The organism is Kitasatospora sp. NPDC023176, from assembly GCF_055560495.1.
In genome coordinates this window covers 52,196-65,538 of the sequence record NZ_JBVHIP010000015.1, presented here as the reverse complement: position 1 = coordinate 65,538, position 13,343 = coordinate 52,196, and the positions used below count along the sequence as shown (strand labels likewise).

Here is a 13,343-nt window from a genome sequence, read left to right as displayed (position 1 = left end):
GCGGGCCCACGCGCGAGGGCCCGCACCGGAAAACCGGCACGGGCCCTCAACTACCGCCTCAGATCCGGCTGGTGGCCTCCGACCAGCGCCGCAGCAGGTCCTGCGCCCGGCCCGAGTCGATCGCCTCGGCCGCCCGCGCCATGCCCGCCGCGAGCTGCTCGGACAGCGGCGCGTCGCCGAGGTCGAGCGCGACCAGCGCCGCCGCGGTGTTCAGCAGTACGGCGTCCCGCACCGGCCCGCGCTCCCCGGCCAGCAGCCGGCGCGCGACCTCGGCGTTGTAGGCGGCGTCGGCCCCGCGCAGCGTCTCGATGCCGACCAGTTCGATGCCGACGTCCCGCGGGTCGAAGGCGGTCTCGGTGACCACCCCGTCGCGCACCACCCAGACCCGCGACGTGGTGGTGATGGTCAGCTCGTCCAGCCCGTCGTCACCGCGGAACACCAGCGCCGTCGCCCCGCGCCGGGCGAGCACCCCGGCGATCAAGCCGGACAGCCGGGTGTCGAAGCAGCCGATGGCGTGCGAGGTGACCTTCGCCGGATTGGTCAGCGGGCCGAGGATGTTGAACGCGGTGGGCACCCCGAGGTCGCGCCGCGCGGTGGCGGCGTGCCGCATCGAGGGGTGGAACCTCGCCGCGAAACAGAAGGTGAGTCCGACCTCCTCGGCCACCTCGGCCACCCGCCGGGGGGAGAGGTCCAGCGCCACCCCGAGCTTCTCCAGCACGTCCGAGGACCCGCTGGACGAGGAGGCGGCCCGGTTGCCGTGCTTGACCACCTTCGCCCCGGCCGCCGCCGCGACGATCGCCGACATGGTCGAGATGTTGACGGTCTTCGCCCGGTCGCCGCCGGTGCCGACGATGTCGACCGCCGGGCCGGGGATCTCCAGCGGCTCGGCGTGCTCGTACATCGCGTCCACCAGGCCGGCGATCTCGTCGACCGTCTCGCCCTTGGCCCGCAGCGCCACCATGAACCCGGCCACCTGGACGGGGGACGCCTCGCCGCTCATGATCCGGTCCATCGCCCACGCGGTGGACGAGCGGTCGAGGTCCTCCCCCTTCAACAGCGCCGCCAGGAGGTCCGGCCAGGTGCGGACCACCTGCGCGGGGTCGGTACCACCGTTCGCAGGGTTCACGTTCACCATGGCTGACTCCAGCTGTTGTCGGTTCCCCGCTCGGGGGGACGTCCGTACGGATGGAGCCAGCCTATCGAGCGGCGGGGTCCCTACGGCCCCGTCTTCTCTAGTACTGAGACGGCACTGTTCAACGCGTGGCGGGGGCCCGCTTGGCCAACCGGGCCCGCAGCAGGGTGGCGACCGCCTCGGCCAGCGCCACCGGGTCCACCGGGCGGGAGATCGCGGCATCGGCCCGGCTCCAGGCGGCGAGCCAGGAGTCCTGGGGCCGGCCGATCAGCACCAGCACCGGCGGGCAGCCGTAGATCTCGTCCTTGAGCTGTCGCCCGAGGCCGAGCCCGCCGGCCGGCACCGCCTCGCCGTCCAGCACGCAGAGGTCGACGCCGCCCTTCTCCAGCGCCTTGAGCACCGCGGGGGTGGTCGCGCATTCGAGGTAGGACAGCTCCGGAAGATCCTCGGCGGGCCGACGGCCGAGCGCCGTCAGCACCTGCTCGCGGGTGTTGCGGTCGTCGCTGTAGACGAGGACGGTGAGCGTCTCGTCGGTCGTGTACGCCATGGACCCTGCTCCCTCAAGTGTGATCCGGACCACGTTCACCTGATCCGGATGCTACCCCCGTTTCGCCCGTCGCCGGTCCCCCTCGCGCACGTTCCCCCTCAAGCCGCCGCGCCCACGGCTCACCCGCCCGGAGGACGGCCCGTCACCCGGGCCGGCCAGGTCCACCCGGACAGCCGATGGCGCACTCCCCTCCCCTACAACCCGACGCTGCGCCGACCGTGCAACGACGCGCCGGGCAAGGGGGTAGCGGGCCGTCCCGAGGAACCGTCAGAAAAGGGACACGCCGCTGACCGGCCGCCGTCCGGACACCCCGTCGGCCCTCAAGCGGGCATACCGCACGCACCGGACACTCCGAGGGACACCCCCCGACGTGAAGACGGAATAAGGGACCGACATAATGTCCGTCGTGGCGACAGCAACAGCAACAGAAACCGGGCACGCGCACGGATCGGTCAATCGACCGAACATGGTCAGCGTCGGAACGATCGTCTGGCTCAGTTCCGAGCTGATGTTCTTCGCGGCCCTCTTCGCGATGTACTTCACGCTCCGCTCCGTCAAGGGAGCCGAGTTCTGGGCCGAGAAGGCGCACGCCCTCAACGTGACGTTCTCCTCGATCAACACCACCGTCCTGGTGCTCTCCTCGCTCACCTGCCAGCTCGGCGTGTTCGCCGCCGAGCGCGGTGACGTGAAGAAGCTCCGCGGTTGGTTCATCCTCACGTTCTTCATGGGCGCGATCTTCATCGGCGGCCAGGTCTACGAGTACACCGAGCTGGTCAAGAACGACGGCCTCTCGCTGTCCTCCGACCCGTACGGCACGGTGTTCTACCTGACCACCGGCTTCCACGGTCTGCACGTGACGGGTGGTCTGATCGCCTTCCTGCTGGTCCTCGGACGGACGTACGCAGCCAAGCGCTTCACGCACGAGCAGGCCACCGCCGCGATCGTCGTGTCCTACTACTGGCACTTCGTCGACGTCGTGTGGATCGGCCTGTTCGCGACCATCTACCTGATCAAGTAACCAGCTGATCAGGTCGCTGGCCACCGGCAGCGGCCCCCGCCCTCACCGGCGACGGGCCGCTTCTGCCGGTGCCGACGCTCCCACCGACCGACCGCGCGCGCAGCCTTGGACAGGCAGCCTCGTGCCGGCCAGACCGGCAGCCGGGTGCACCCACCAGTCGACCAGATCCTGACACCGGGGTTATTCCGTGAAAAAGCTCTCCGCACGACGGCGCCACCCATTGGCGGCGCTGGTCGTCCTACTTCTCGCCCTGGCGGCCACCGGGGGGCTGTACGGCCTGTTCGCGCCCGCCGACAAGGCGCAGGCCGACGTCGCCGCGCAGTCGCTCGCGATCGATGAGGGCAAGAAGCTCTTCGCCGTGGGCTGCTCCTCCTGCCACGGCCTGAACGGCCAGGGCAGCAGTGACGGTCCGAGCCTGGTCGGCGTGGGCTCCGCCGCCGTCGACTTCCAGGTCGGCACCGGCCGCATGCCGGCTCAGCAGCCGGGTGCCCAGGTGCCGCGCAAGAAGGCCATCTACACCCAGGGCGAGATCGACCAGCTCGCCGCCTTCGTCCAGTCGCTCGGCCCCGGCCCGATCACCCCGGACGCGAAGCAGTACACCTCGACCAACCCTGACGACATCTCCAAGGGTGGCGAGCTGTTCCGCACCAACTGTGCCCAGTGCCACAACTTCGCCGGTCAGGGTGGTGCCCTGACCAAGGGCAAGTACGCCCCGTCCCTGGAGGGCGTGGACGCCAAGCACATCTACGAGGCCATGCAGACCGGCCCGCAGAACATGCCGTCGTTCCCGGACAGCACCATGCCCGAGGAGCAGAAGAAGCAGATCGTGGCCTTCGTCCGCCACACCACCAACGATGAGCCCAACCCCGGCGGTCTCACCCTGGGCAGCCTCGGTCCGGTGACCGAGGGCCTGTTCGGCTGGATCTTCGGCCTCGGCACGCTCATCGCGGTCGCGATCTGGGTCGCCGCCCACACCACCAAGGCCAAGAAGTCATGAGCCACGACATGTCAGAAGAGAAGCTTCCGGAGCCGCACGGCTCCGCCGGCGAGGTGGCCGACCACGGCAACCCGTTCGCCGACCCGGGCCTGCCGGCCCACGAGCCCCGTCGCACCGACATCGACGAGCGGGCCGCCCAGCGGGCCGAGCGTCAGGTCTCGCTGATGTTCGTGGTCTCGATGCTGGCCACCATCGGCTTCATCGCCTCGTACGTGGCCATCGACCCGGACAAGATCGTCTACATCTTCCCGCTGGGTCACGTCAGCGCGCTGAACTTCGCGCTCGGCCTGACCCTGGGCGTCGCGCTGTTCATGATCGGCGCGGGCGCGGTCCACTGGGCCCGCACCCTGATGTCGGACGTCGAGCTGCCGGCCGAGCGTCACCCGATCGAGGCCCCCGATGACGTCCGCGCGGACGTCATCGAGCAGTTCAAGACCGGTGCCGCCGAGTCCGGCTTCGGTCGCCGCAAGATGATCCGCAACACCCTCATCGGGTCGATGGCGCTGGTCCCGCTCTCCGGCGTGGTCCTGCTCCGCGACCTGGGCCCGCTGCCGGAGAAGAAGCTCAAGGAGACGGGCTGGAAGGAGGCCACTCCGGCCAGGCCCCTGCAGCTCGTCAACATGAGCACCCTGCAGCCGATGAAGCCCGAGGACCTCGTCATCGGCTCGCTGACCTTCGCCATGCCGGAGGGTCTGACCACGCACGACGAGGACTTCCAGCAGCGGATCGCCAAGGACGCCCTGATGCTGGTGCGCATCGCGCCGGACGACATCAAGGACGACAAGTCCAGGGAGCTGGGCTTCGAGGGCATCCTCGCCTACTCCAAGATCTGCACCCACGTCGGCTGCCCGATCAGCCTGTACGAGCAGCAGACCCACCACGCGCTCTGCCCCTGCCACCAGTCGACCTTCGACCTGGCGGACGGCGCGCGCGTCATCTTCGGCCCGGCCGGCCACCCGCTGCCGCAGCTGAAGATCACCACTGACGACAAGGGCAACCTGGTCGCCACCGGCGACTTCGACGAGCCCGTCGGCCCGAGCTTCTGGGAGCGTGCTCGATGAGTAGCGCGAGCAGCACCAAGACCGGTGCCGCCAAGCCCTCCAGCACGCGCGCCAATCCCGCCAACAAGTGGGAGTCCGCGGCTGACTGGACGGACGGCCGGCTGGGGATCTACTCCCTCGCCAAGGCCAACCTGCGCAAGATCTTCCCGGACCACTGGTCCTTCATGCTGGGCGAGATCTGCCTCTACACCTTCGTCATCATCATCCTGACCGGTGTCTACCTGACGCTGTTCTTCAAGCCGTCGATGGCCGAGGTCGTCTACAACGGCTCGTACGTGCCGCTCAAGGGCATCGGGATGTCCGAGGCGTACGCCTCGACGGTGGACATCAGCTTCGAGATCCGCGGCGGTCTGCTGATCCGCCAGATCCACCACTGGGCCGCGCTGGTCTTCGTGGCCGCGATGCTCGTGCACATGATGCGCGTGTTCTTCACCGGCGCGTTCCGCAAGCCGCGTGAGATCAACTGGGTCTTCGGCTTCCTGCTGCTGGTCCTCGGCATGTTCGACGGCTTCTTCGGCTACTCGCTGCCGGACGACCTGCTGTCGGGTACCGGTATCCGCTTCATGGAAGGCGCGATCCTCGCGGTCCCGCTGGTCGGCACCTACATCCAGATGTTCCTGTTCGGGGGCGAGTTCCCCGGCCACGACATCGTGCCGCGGTTCTTCACCATCCACGTGCTGCTGATCCCGGGCATCATGCTCGGTCTGCTGGTGGCGCACCTGATCCTGGTCTTCTACCACAAGCACACCCAGTGGGCGGGCCCGGGCAAGACCGAGAAGAACGTCGTCGGCATGCCGCTGATGCCGGTCTACATGGCCAAGGCCGGTGGCTTCTTCTTCCTGGTCTTCGGCATCATCGCCGCCATCTCGGCGATCGCCACGATCAACCCGATCTGGGCCTACGGCCCGTACCGTCCGGACCAGGTGTCGACCGACGCCCAGCCCGACTGGTACATGGGCTTCTCCGAGGGTCTGATCCGCGTCATGCCGGGCTGGGAGATCAGCCTGTGGGGCCACACCCTGAACCTGGGTGTCTTCATCCCGCTGATGATCTTCCCGCTGGTCCTGGTCGCCATCGCGGTCTACCCCTTCATCGAGGGCTGGATCACCGGCGACAAGCGCGAGCACCACATCCTGGACCGCCCGCGCAACGCCCCGGTCCGCACCGCCCTGGGTGCCGCCTGGATCAGCCTCTACCTGGTCCTGCTGGTCGGTGGTGGCAACGACCTGTTCGCCACGCACTTCCACCTGTCGCTCAACTCGATCACCTACTTCGTGCGTGCCGGCTTCTTCCTGGTGCCGGTCATCACCTTCATCGTCACCAAGCGCTGGTGCCTCGGCCTCCAGCGCCGTGACAAGGAGAAGGTGCTGCACGGCCGCGAGACCGGCGTCATCAAGCGCCTGCCGCACGGTGAGTTCGTCGAGGTGCACGCCCAGCTGCCGGCGAAGGACCTGCACACCCTCACGGCGCACGAGCAGAACCAGCCGGTCGAGCTGCCGGCCCAGACGGACGAGAACGGCGTGGCCCGCAAGGCCGGCGCCCTCACCCGCACCCGGGCCAAGCTCTCCCGCGGCTTCTACGGCGAGGGCAGCCAGATCCCCAAGCCCACCGCCGAGGAGCACCACGAGATCACCAGCGGCCACGGCCACCACTGATCCCGTACGCACCCCCGCGTCACCCCGAGGGCCGCTGACCAGAGTTCATCTGGTCGGCGGCCCTCGGGCTTTCCCGCCCCCGCACAGTCACCACACCGCCCCGCACCGCCCCGTATCGCACCGCATCGCCCCCAGGAGCCCTCCGTGCAGCTGTCCGTCGACCCCGCCGCCGCCACGCCCCCGTACGAGCAGATCCGCGCCCAGATCGCCGAGCAGGCCCGCTCGGGCGCGCTGCCGACCGGGCAGCGGCTGCCCACCGTACGGGCCCTCGCCGAGGAACTGGGGCTGGCCGCCGGGACGATCGCCCGGGCCTACAAGGAGCTGGAGGCGGACGGCGTGGTGGAGACCCACGGCCGGCGCGGCACCCTGATCGCGGCCACCGGGGACACCGCCCACCGGCTGGCCGCCGAGGCCGCCGCCGAGTACGCCGAGCGGGTGGGCCGGCTGGGCCTGTCCCACCCGGACGCCCTGGCCGCCGTGGTGACGGCCCTGCACGTGACCTATCCCGGGGCCTAGGGCCGGTTCAGAGCTCGGGGCGCGTCATGCCCGCGGCGGGGGCCTGGCCGGCCGGGGCGGTGGTGCTGAGGGGCTGTCCGAGGGCGCTGTGCTTGACCCAGTCCACCCAGGAGACGTTCCAGTCGCCGAAGCCGTTGCCGAAGGGCTCCATGGTGGCGCCGCGGCTGTTGACCACCGTCACCAGGTCCCCCACCCGGGTGTTGTCGTAGAACCACTTGGCGTTGTCGGTGCTCATCCCGGTGCAGCCGTGGCTGACGTTCTCGTAGCCCTGCGAGCCGACCGACCAGGGCGCCGCGTGGACGTACTCGCCGCTCCAGGTCACCCGGGTGGCCCACAGCACGTCGAGGTCGTACGCCTCGGAGCTGCCGGCCGCTATGCCGATCGTCTCGCCGTTCATCCGCACCGAGCGCTCCTGGCCGAGCACCACCTTGATGCCGTTGCGGGTGTCGAAGCCGGGCTTGCCGGTGGTGACCGGGATCCTCCGGACCACCTCGCCGTCACGCTTGAGGGTGAGTTCGTGAGTGGCCGCGTCGACCACCGACTCGACCCGCGCGCCGATCCGCAGCCGCAGCGAGCTGCGGTCGCCGCCGTAGAGGCCGTCCGAGATCCGGCTGCCGGTGCCGTCGAAGGCCAGTGCCACGGTCGTCCCGGCCGGCCAGTACTCCTGCGGGCGGAAGTGCAGGTTCTTGTCGTCCACCCAGTACCAGGCGCCGGTGACGGCCGGCTGGGAGGTCACCGTCAGGGCGCGCTCGACCTCCTGACGGGCCTGGGGGTCCTTCACCGCCTCGGAGAGCTGCGCGGTGAGCGGCTGGCCCACCCCGTAGACGCCAGTGCCGGAGGAGTCCGGCCCGAGCTTGACGTTCAGCAGGCGCTGGGCGGCCATGGTGCTGAAGGTCTGGGTGGTGTCGCCCCGGCCGTTCCGGCCGTCGTCGGCGGAGATCCGGACGGCGTACGCCGTGTCGGCCTTCAGCCGGCCGGTGGTCTGCCAGCTGTGCTGGTCGTCGGCGAGCGTGCCGGCCACCACCCGGCCGTCCGGGCCGAGCACGGTGACGTCGGTGAGCCGGCTGCCCCCCACGGCGGTCACGGTGACCGGCTTGGAGGGGTCGACCTTGCCCTCGGCCGAGAGGTGGACGAGCGGGGCCGCGTCGATCCGGTGCGGCCCGGTGGGCTCCTCGTCGCCGGATGAGCAGGCGGCCAGCGGGGCCAGTACTGCCAGGGCCAGCGAGATGCTGCTGATGCCTGCGATTCCGCGCCTGTCGGCCATGACCGCCTCCGAGGGGTTCGCACGATTCGCACGATTGATCAGATCGTAGGAACGCGTCGCATCGAGCGACATCCGAGCGACTCTCCGTTCACCCGGGTGAGTGAGGTCGTCACCCTCAGGACGCAGCAGGGCCGGTCCTCCCGTGCGGGAGGACCGGCCCTGTGGTGGGAGGCGGAACCTACTGGTTCTGGTTCTCGCCCCGGTAGAACTCGAAGACCCATCCGAAGATGCCGATCAGGATGATCGGAGCGGCCCAGAACATCAGCCACCAGCCGAAGATCACGCCCAGGAAGGCGAGCGCGCCACCGAGCGCCAGCGACAGCGGCTGCCAGCTGTGCGGGGCGAAGAAGCCCAGCTCACCGGCGTCGTCCGCGACCTCGGCCTCGGGGTTGTCACCCGCGCCGCTGTCCACCCGGCGGGCGGTGAAGGCGAGGTAGTACCCGATGAAGGCACAGAGGCCGAAGGCCAGGAACAGCGCGGTGGTACCGGCGGCCTCCAGGCCCGGGCCGTTGCTCGCGTGGCTGGTCCACAGGCCGTAGGTGATGGCCATCGCCAGTACGAAGACCGCCAGGCCCAGGAAGATCTTTCCCTGTTCCTTCATCAGGCGTCACCCTCCTGCTTGCCCTTGCCCAGCTTCGGGGCGTCGTACTTCGCCGGGGTCACACCGGCGAGGTGCTTGGCCGGCTCACCGTGGTTCTCCAGGTAGTCCAGCGCGGCGATCTCCGGGTGGTGGAGGTCGAAGGCCGGGGATTCGGAGCGGATCCGCGGCAGGGTGAGGAAGTTGTGCCGCGGCGGCGGGCAGGAGGTCGCCCACTCCAGCGAGCGGCCGAAGCCCCACGGGTCGTCCTGCTCGACCTTCTCGCCGTACTTGGCGGTCTTCCAGACGTTGTAGAGGAACGGCAGGATCGACAGGCCGAGCACGAAGGAGCCGATGGTCGAGACGGTGTTCAGCGTGGTGAAGCCGTCCGAGGCCAGGTAGTCGGCGTAACGGCGGGGCATGCCCTCCGCGCCGAGCCAGTGCTGCACCAGGAAGGTGGTGTGGAAGCCGAAGAACAGCGTCCAGAAGGTGATCTTGCCGAGGCGCTCGTCCAGCATCTTGCCGGTCATCTTCGGCCACCAGAAGTGGAAGCCGGCGAACATCGCGAACACGACGGTGCCGAAGACCACGTAGTGGAAGTGGGCCACGACGAAGTACGAGTCCGAGACGTGGAAGTCGATCGGCGGCGAGGCCAGCAGCACACCGGTCAGACCACCGAAGAGGAAGGTGACCAGGAAGCCGACCGTCCAGAGCATCGGGGTCTCGAAGCTCAGTGAGCCCTTCCACATGGTGCCGACCCAGTTGAAGAACTTCACACCGGTCGGGACCGCGATCAGGAAGGTCATGAAGGAGAAGAACGGCAGCAGCACCTGTCCGGTGACGTACATGTGGTGCGCCCACACCGTCACGGACAGACCGGCGATCGCGATGGTGGCCGCGATCAGACCGGAGTAGCCGAACATCGGCTTGCGGCTGAAGACCGGGATGATCTCCGACACGATGCCGAAGAACGGCAGCGCGATGATGTACACCTCGGGGTGGCCGAAGAACCAGAACAGGTGTTGCCACAACATCGCCCCGCCGTTGGCGGGATCGAAGACGTGGGCCCCGAACTTGCGGTCCGCCTCCAGGGCGAACAGCGCGGCGGCCAGCACCGGGAAGGCCAGCAGGACCAGCACCGAGGTCAGCAGGACGTTCCAGACGAAGATCGACATCCGGAACATCGTCATGCCCGGAGCGCGCATGCAGATGATCGTGGTGATGAAGTTGACCGCACCGAGGATCGTGCCGAAGCCGGAGAAGGCCAGACCCATGATCCACATGTCGCCGCCGACGCCGGGCGAGTGCACCGCGTCGGAGAGCGGGGAGTAGGCGAACCAGCCGAAGTCGGCGGCGCCGTTCGGGGTCAGGAAGCCACAGACCGCGATGGACGAACCGAAGAGGTACAGCCAGTACGCGAACATGTTCAGACGCGGGAAGGCCACGTCCGGGGAGCCGATCTGGAGCGGCATGATCCAGTTCGCGAAGCCCGCGAACAGCGGCGTCGCGAACATCAGCAGCATGATCGTGCCGTGCATCGTGAACGCCTGGTTGAACTGCTCGTTCGACAGGATCTGGGTCCCGGGACGAGCCAGCTCGGCACGCATGACCAGGGCGAGGATGCCACCGATCAGGAAGAAGGCGAACGACGTGCCCAGGTACAGGGTGCCGATCGTCTTGTGGTCAGTAGTCGTCAGCCACTTGATGATGGTCGAACCCGGCTTGCGGGTCCGCTGCGCCCCGACCGTGACGGCCTCGGCGCCCCCGCCGGCCGCGGCGGGCTCGTTGAGGATGGTCACTTCGCTTCACTTCCCATGGTGATGACGCCGGAGGGCACCGCGCCTTCCTGACCCTTCGCACGAAGCTCGGCCAGGTGCTTGTCGTAGTCGGCGCGATCGACGACCTTGACGTTGAAGAGCATGCGCGAGTGGTCGACGCCGCAGAGCTCGGCGCACTTGCCCCTGTACTCGCCCTTGACGGTCGGGGTGACCTCGAACTTGTTCACCACGCCCGGCACGACGTCCATCTTCATCATGAAGTTGACGGGCCAGAAGTCGTGGATGACGTCCCGAGAGGTGAGCCGGAACTGCACCGTCTCGTTGACCGGCAGCCAGAGCGTCGGAACGTCCTTGGGCGTACCGACGTCGTACGCGGCGTCCTTGTTGGCCGGGTCGGGGGTCTCGGTGTTCTCGTAGTTGAACGCCCAGCTCCACTGGAAGCCCACCACGTTGACGTAGTGCTGCGGCTTGGCGGAGACGGAGGTCAGCTTCGACTCGTCGCGGGCGACGAAGTAGAAGAGGACCGAGACGATGATGATGGGGACCGCGGTGTAGAGCGCCTCGATGGGCACGTTGTACCGGGTCTGCGGGGGGATCTCCACGCCGGTGCGCTTGCGCCGGTGGAAGATCACGCTCCAGATGATCAGACCCCACATCAGTACGCCGACCACCAGCGCCGCGATCCAGGAGCCCTGCCACATCTGGAGGACCATGGGTCCTTCCTTCGTGACCGGACTCGGGAGGCCAAGCCTGGGGAGGTCGTTGGCCGAGCAGCCGGTGGCGGTCGCGATGACGAGGCCCAGTGCCAGCGCCTGAGGCAGCTTCCGCCGCATCGTGCGCCGCGGCGAGCGGTCGGAGCCGTTGGGACTCACGTAGCGCCTTCCCGAAGTCTCGCCCGCCTTCGCGTCGCACCGGGAGGGGATTGTGAGCTCCTCCGGCGACCCGTCCACGGGCACGGTTTGAATGCTTATGCGGGCCAAACCCTACTCCAGCCTTATGCGCTCCTGACGGGCAGCCCCCGGTAACGCGCCGCCCGGTCGCCCGATCAGGCCCGGCAGGGGCTGCATCCCAGGTCATCGTAGGCATTCGAGGCCGTTACGCCCGATCGGGGGATGACCTCGAACAACGGGAGTGACGGCCCGTCGGTACCGGACGAAGCGGACATTCAGGGTGATCGACTGACGGTCGGTGAGCGATGCGGAGCGAGCGGAACGCTTCCGGGTGTGCCGTTAAATGTGACCGTGTACTTCGACGTGGCTTCGACGGCCCCTCTGCACCCCGTCGCGCGGCAGGCCCTGACCGCCGCCCTGGACGAGGGCTGGGCCGATCCGGCCCGGCTGTACCGCTTCGGCCGCCAGGCCCGGATGCTGCTGGACGCCGCCCGCGAGACGGTCGCCGGCGTCCTGGGCGTACGCGCCGACGAGATCTCCTTCACCGCCAGCGGGACCCAGGCCGTCCAACTCGGCCTGCTGGGCGGCCTGGCCGGGAACCGGCGGCGCGGCGGGCACCTGGTGCACTCCGCGGTGGAGCACTCCAGCGTGCTGCACGTCGCCGAGCGCCGGGAGACGGACGGCGGCGAGGTCTCGGTCGCCCCGGTGGACGGCGCCGGACGGGTGGACCCGGAGGCCTTCGGCGCCCTGCTGCGGACGGACACCGCGCTGGCCGCGCTGCAGAGCGCCAACCACGAGGTGGGGACGGTCCAGCCGGTCGGCGAGGTCGCCGCGCTGTGCGCCGCGGCCGGGGTGCCGCTGCTGGTCGACGCGGCGCAGAGCGTCGGACGGATGGACGTCCCGGCGGGCTGGTCACTGCTGACCGCGAGCGCCCACAAGTGGGGCGGGCCGCCCGGGGTCGGGATCCTCGCCGTGCGCAAGGGAGTCCGGTACGCCTCACCGCTGCCGGCCGACGAACGCGAGGGCGGACGGGTGCCCGGCTACGTCAACGTCCCGGCGATCGTGGCCGCGGCCGCCTCGCTGCGTGCCGTACGGGCCGAGGCCGAGCGGGAGAACGCCCGGCTGCACGCGCTGGTGGAGCGGATCCGCACCCGGGTGCCGCAGACGGTGCCCGAGGTCGAGGTGGTCGGCGACCCGGTGCGGCGGCTGCCGCACATCGTCACCTTCTCCTGCCTGTACGTGGACGGCGAGGTGCTGCTGACCGAGCTGGACCGGGCGGGCTTCGCGGTCTCCTCCGGTTCCTCCTGCACCTCCTCCACCCTGACGCCGAGCCACGTGCTGGCCGCGATGGGGGTGCTCACCGAGGGCAACGTCCGGGTCTCGCTGCCGTACAGGACGGCCGAGGCGGACGTGGAGCGCTTCCTCGCCGTGCTGCCGGAGCTGGTCGCCGGGGTCCGGGCGCCGCTCGGGCTGGACCTGCCCGCGCCCACGGCGGTCAGCGCCCCGACGGAGCTCACGCCGAGCCCCGAGGCGAGCGGGCGAGTGGCGCCCCGAGCCGAAGGGCGCGCCGGTGCCGAAAGCGGTGAGCGACCAGCGACCGACGTAGGAGGGAGTGCCGGAGCGAAGAGCGTCGGCACCGGGTCCGAGCGCCCGGAGGCGAGCGGGCGAGTCACAGTGATCGACGCCCTCGGCAAGCGCTGCCCGCTGCCGGTGATCGAGCTGGCGAAGCGGATCGGCGAGGTGCCGGTGGGCGGCACGGTCGCCGTCCTCGCGGACGACGAAGCCGCCCGGCTGGACATCCCGGCCTGGTGCGGGATGCGCGGACAGGAGTACGCGGGCGAGGCCCCGGCCGCCGACTACGGCGGTGACCGGGGCTCGGCCTACCTGGTGGTGCGCCGCTCCTGACCG

General features: G+C 69.6%; 12 protein-coding genes. 6 read left to right on the top strand and 6 right to left on the bottom strand.

Annotation, left to right across the window (positions count from 1 at the left end):
• Positions 1-58: 58 nt before the first annotated feature.
• Together trpD and ACZ3YL_RS21275 are read right to left on the bottom strand one after the other, a co-directional pair.
• Positions 59-1,135, bottom strand: a complete 1,077-nt coding sequence (gene trpD / locus ACZ3YL_RS21280; protein ID WP_188303995.1) for an anthranilate phosphoribosyltransferase — start codon at positions 1,133-1,135, stop codon at positions 59-61.
• A gap of 118 nt (positions 1,136-1,253) precedes the next feature.
• The gene (locus ACZ3YL_RS21275) at positions 1,254-1,679 is read right to left on the bottom strand and encodes a response regulator (RefSeq protein ID WP_188303996.1); all 426 of its coding nucleotides are present in this window, start codon (positions 1,677-1,679) and stop codon (positions 1,254-1,256) included.
• A 397-nt stretch (positions 1,680-2,076) separates the two neighbouring features.
• Here ACZ3YL_RS21275 and ctaE point away from each other — a divergent pair, with 397 nt between their 5' ends.
• The 5 genes from ctaE (at position 2,077) to ACZ3YL_RS21250 (ending at position 6,926) form a co-directional block, all read left to right on the top strand.
• Complete coding sequence (ctaE, locus tag ACZ3YL_RS21270; protein WP_188303997.1) at positions 2,077-2,697, top strand: aa3-type cytochrome oxidase subunit III; 621 nt, start codon at positions 2,077-2,079, stop codon at positions 2,695-2,697.
• Positions 2,698-2,884: 187 nt separating this feature from the next.
• Entirely contained in the window at positions 2,885-3,694 is an 810-nt protein-coding gene (gene qcrC / locus ACZ3YL_RS21265; RefSeq protein ID WP_188303998.1) for a cytochrome bc1 complex diheme cytochrome c subunit, read from the top strand.
• An 8-nt stretch (positions 3,695-3,702) separates the two neighbouring features.
• Positions 3,703-4,755 (top strand): cytochrome bc1 complex Rieske iron-sulfur subunit, encoded by a 1,053-nt coding sequence (qcrA, locus tag ACZ3YL_RS21260; RefSeq protein ID WP_188303999.1) that lies wholly within the window; start codon positions 3,703-3,705, stop codon positions 4,753-4,755.
• Positions 4,752-6,410: a cytochrome bc1 complex cytochrome b subunit gene (gene qcrB, locus ACZ3YL_RS21255; RefSeq protein WP_188304000.1), complete on the top strand. Its 1,659-nt coding sequence runs from the start codon at positions 4,752-4,754 to the stop codon at positions 6,408-6,410. Before qcrA ends, qcrB begins: the two co-directional genes overlap by 4 nt.
• A gap of 144 nt (positions 6,411-6,554) precedes the next feature.
• Positions 6,555-6,926 (top strand): GntR family transcriptional regulator, encoded by a 372-nt coding sequence (locus ACZ3YL_RS21250; protein WP_465659072.1) that lies wholly within the window; start codon positions 6,555-6,557, stop codon positions 6,924-6,926.
• A gap of 7 nt (positions 6,927-6,933) precedes the next feature.
• On the opposite strand, the gene ACZ3YL_RS21245 is transcribed toward ACZ3YL_RS21250, so the two are convergent.
• From ACZ3YL_RS21245 to ctaC, 4 genes are all read right to left on the bottom strand, one after another.
• Positions 6,934-8,190, bottom strand: coding sequence for a L,D-transpeptidase (locus ACZ3YL_RS21245; protein ID WP_188304002.1), 1,257 nt, complete (start codon positions 8,188-8,190; stop codon positions 6,934-6,936).
• 178 nt (positions 8,191-8,368) lie between these two features.
• Positions 8,369-8,791: a cytochrome c oxidase subunit 4 gene (locus ACZ3YL_RS21240; RefSeq protein ID WP_188304003.1), complete on the bottom strand. Its 423-nt coding sequence runs from the start codon at positions 8,789-8,791 to the stop codon at positions 8,369-8,371.
• On the bottom strand, positions 8,791-10,566 hold the full coding sequence (gene ctaD, locus ACZ3YL_RS21235) for an aa3-type cytochrome oxidase subunit I (RefSeq protein ID WP_188304004.1): 1,776 nt from the start codon (positions 10,564-10,566) through the stop codon (positions 8,791-8,793). Before ctaD ends, ACZ3YL_RS21240 begins: the two co-directional genes overlap by 1 nt.
• Complete coding sequence (gene ctaC / locus ACZ3YL_RS21230; protein WP_188304005.1) at positions 10,563-11,417, bottom strand: aa3-type cytochrome oxidase subunit II; 855 nt, start codon at positions 11,415-11,417, stop codon at positions 10,563-10,565. Before ctaC ends, ctaD begins: the two co-directional genes overlap by 4 nt.
• Before the next feature lie 369 nt (positions 11,418-11,786).
• Between ctaC and ACZ3YL_RS21225 the strand changes: the two genes are divergently transcribed.
• A complete protein-coding gene (locus ACZ3YL_RS21225; RefSeq protein WP_465659069.1) occupies positions 11,787-13,340 on the top strand; it encodes an aminotransferase class V-fold PLP-dependent enzyme in 1,554 nt (517 codons plus the stop codon).
• Positions 13,341-13,343: the final 3 nt, after the last annotated feature.

What these genes read in the sequence shown, in the direction of transcription:
- trpD (WP_188303995.1), bottom strand. Translation starts at nt 1,135, where the DNA reads ATGGTGAACGTGAACCCTGCGAACGGTGGTACCGACCCCGCGCAGGTG.
- ACZ3YL_RS21275 (WP_188303996.1), bottom strand. Translation starts at nt 1,679, where the DNA reads ATGGCGTACACGACCGACGAGACGCTCACCGTCCTCGTCTACAGCGAC.
- ctaE (WP_188303997.1), top strand. Translation starts at nt 2,077, where the DNA reads ATGTCCGTCGTGGCGACAGCAACAGCAACAGAAACCGGGCACGCGCAC.
- qcrA (WP_188303999.1), top strand. Translation starts at nt 3,703, where the DNA reads ATGTCAGAAGAGAAGCTTCCGGAGCCGCACGGCTCCGCCGGCGAGGTG.
- qcrB (WP_188304000.1), top strand. Translation starts at nt 4,752, where the DNA reads ATGAGTAGCGCGAGCAGCACCAAGACCGGTGCCGCCAAGCCCTCCAGC.
- ACZ3YL_RS21245 (WP_188304002.1), bottom strand. Translation starts at nt 8,190, where the DNA reads ATGGCCGACAGGCGCGGAATCGCAGGCATCAGCAGCATCTCGCTGGCC.
- ACZ3YL_RS21240 (WP_188304003.1), bottom strand. Translation starts at nt 8,791, where the DNA reads ATGAAGGAACAGGGAAAGATCTTCCTGGGCCTGGCGGTCTTCGTACTG.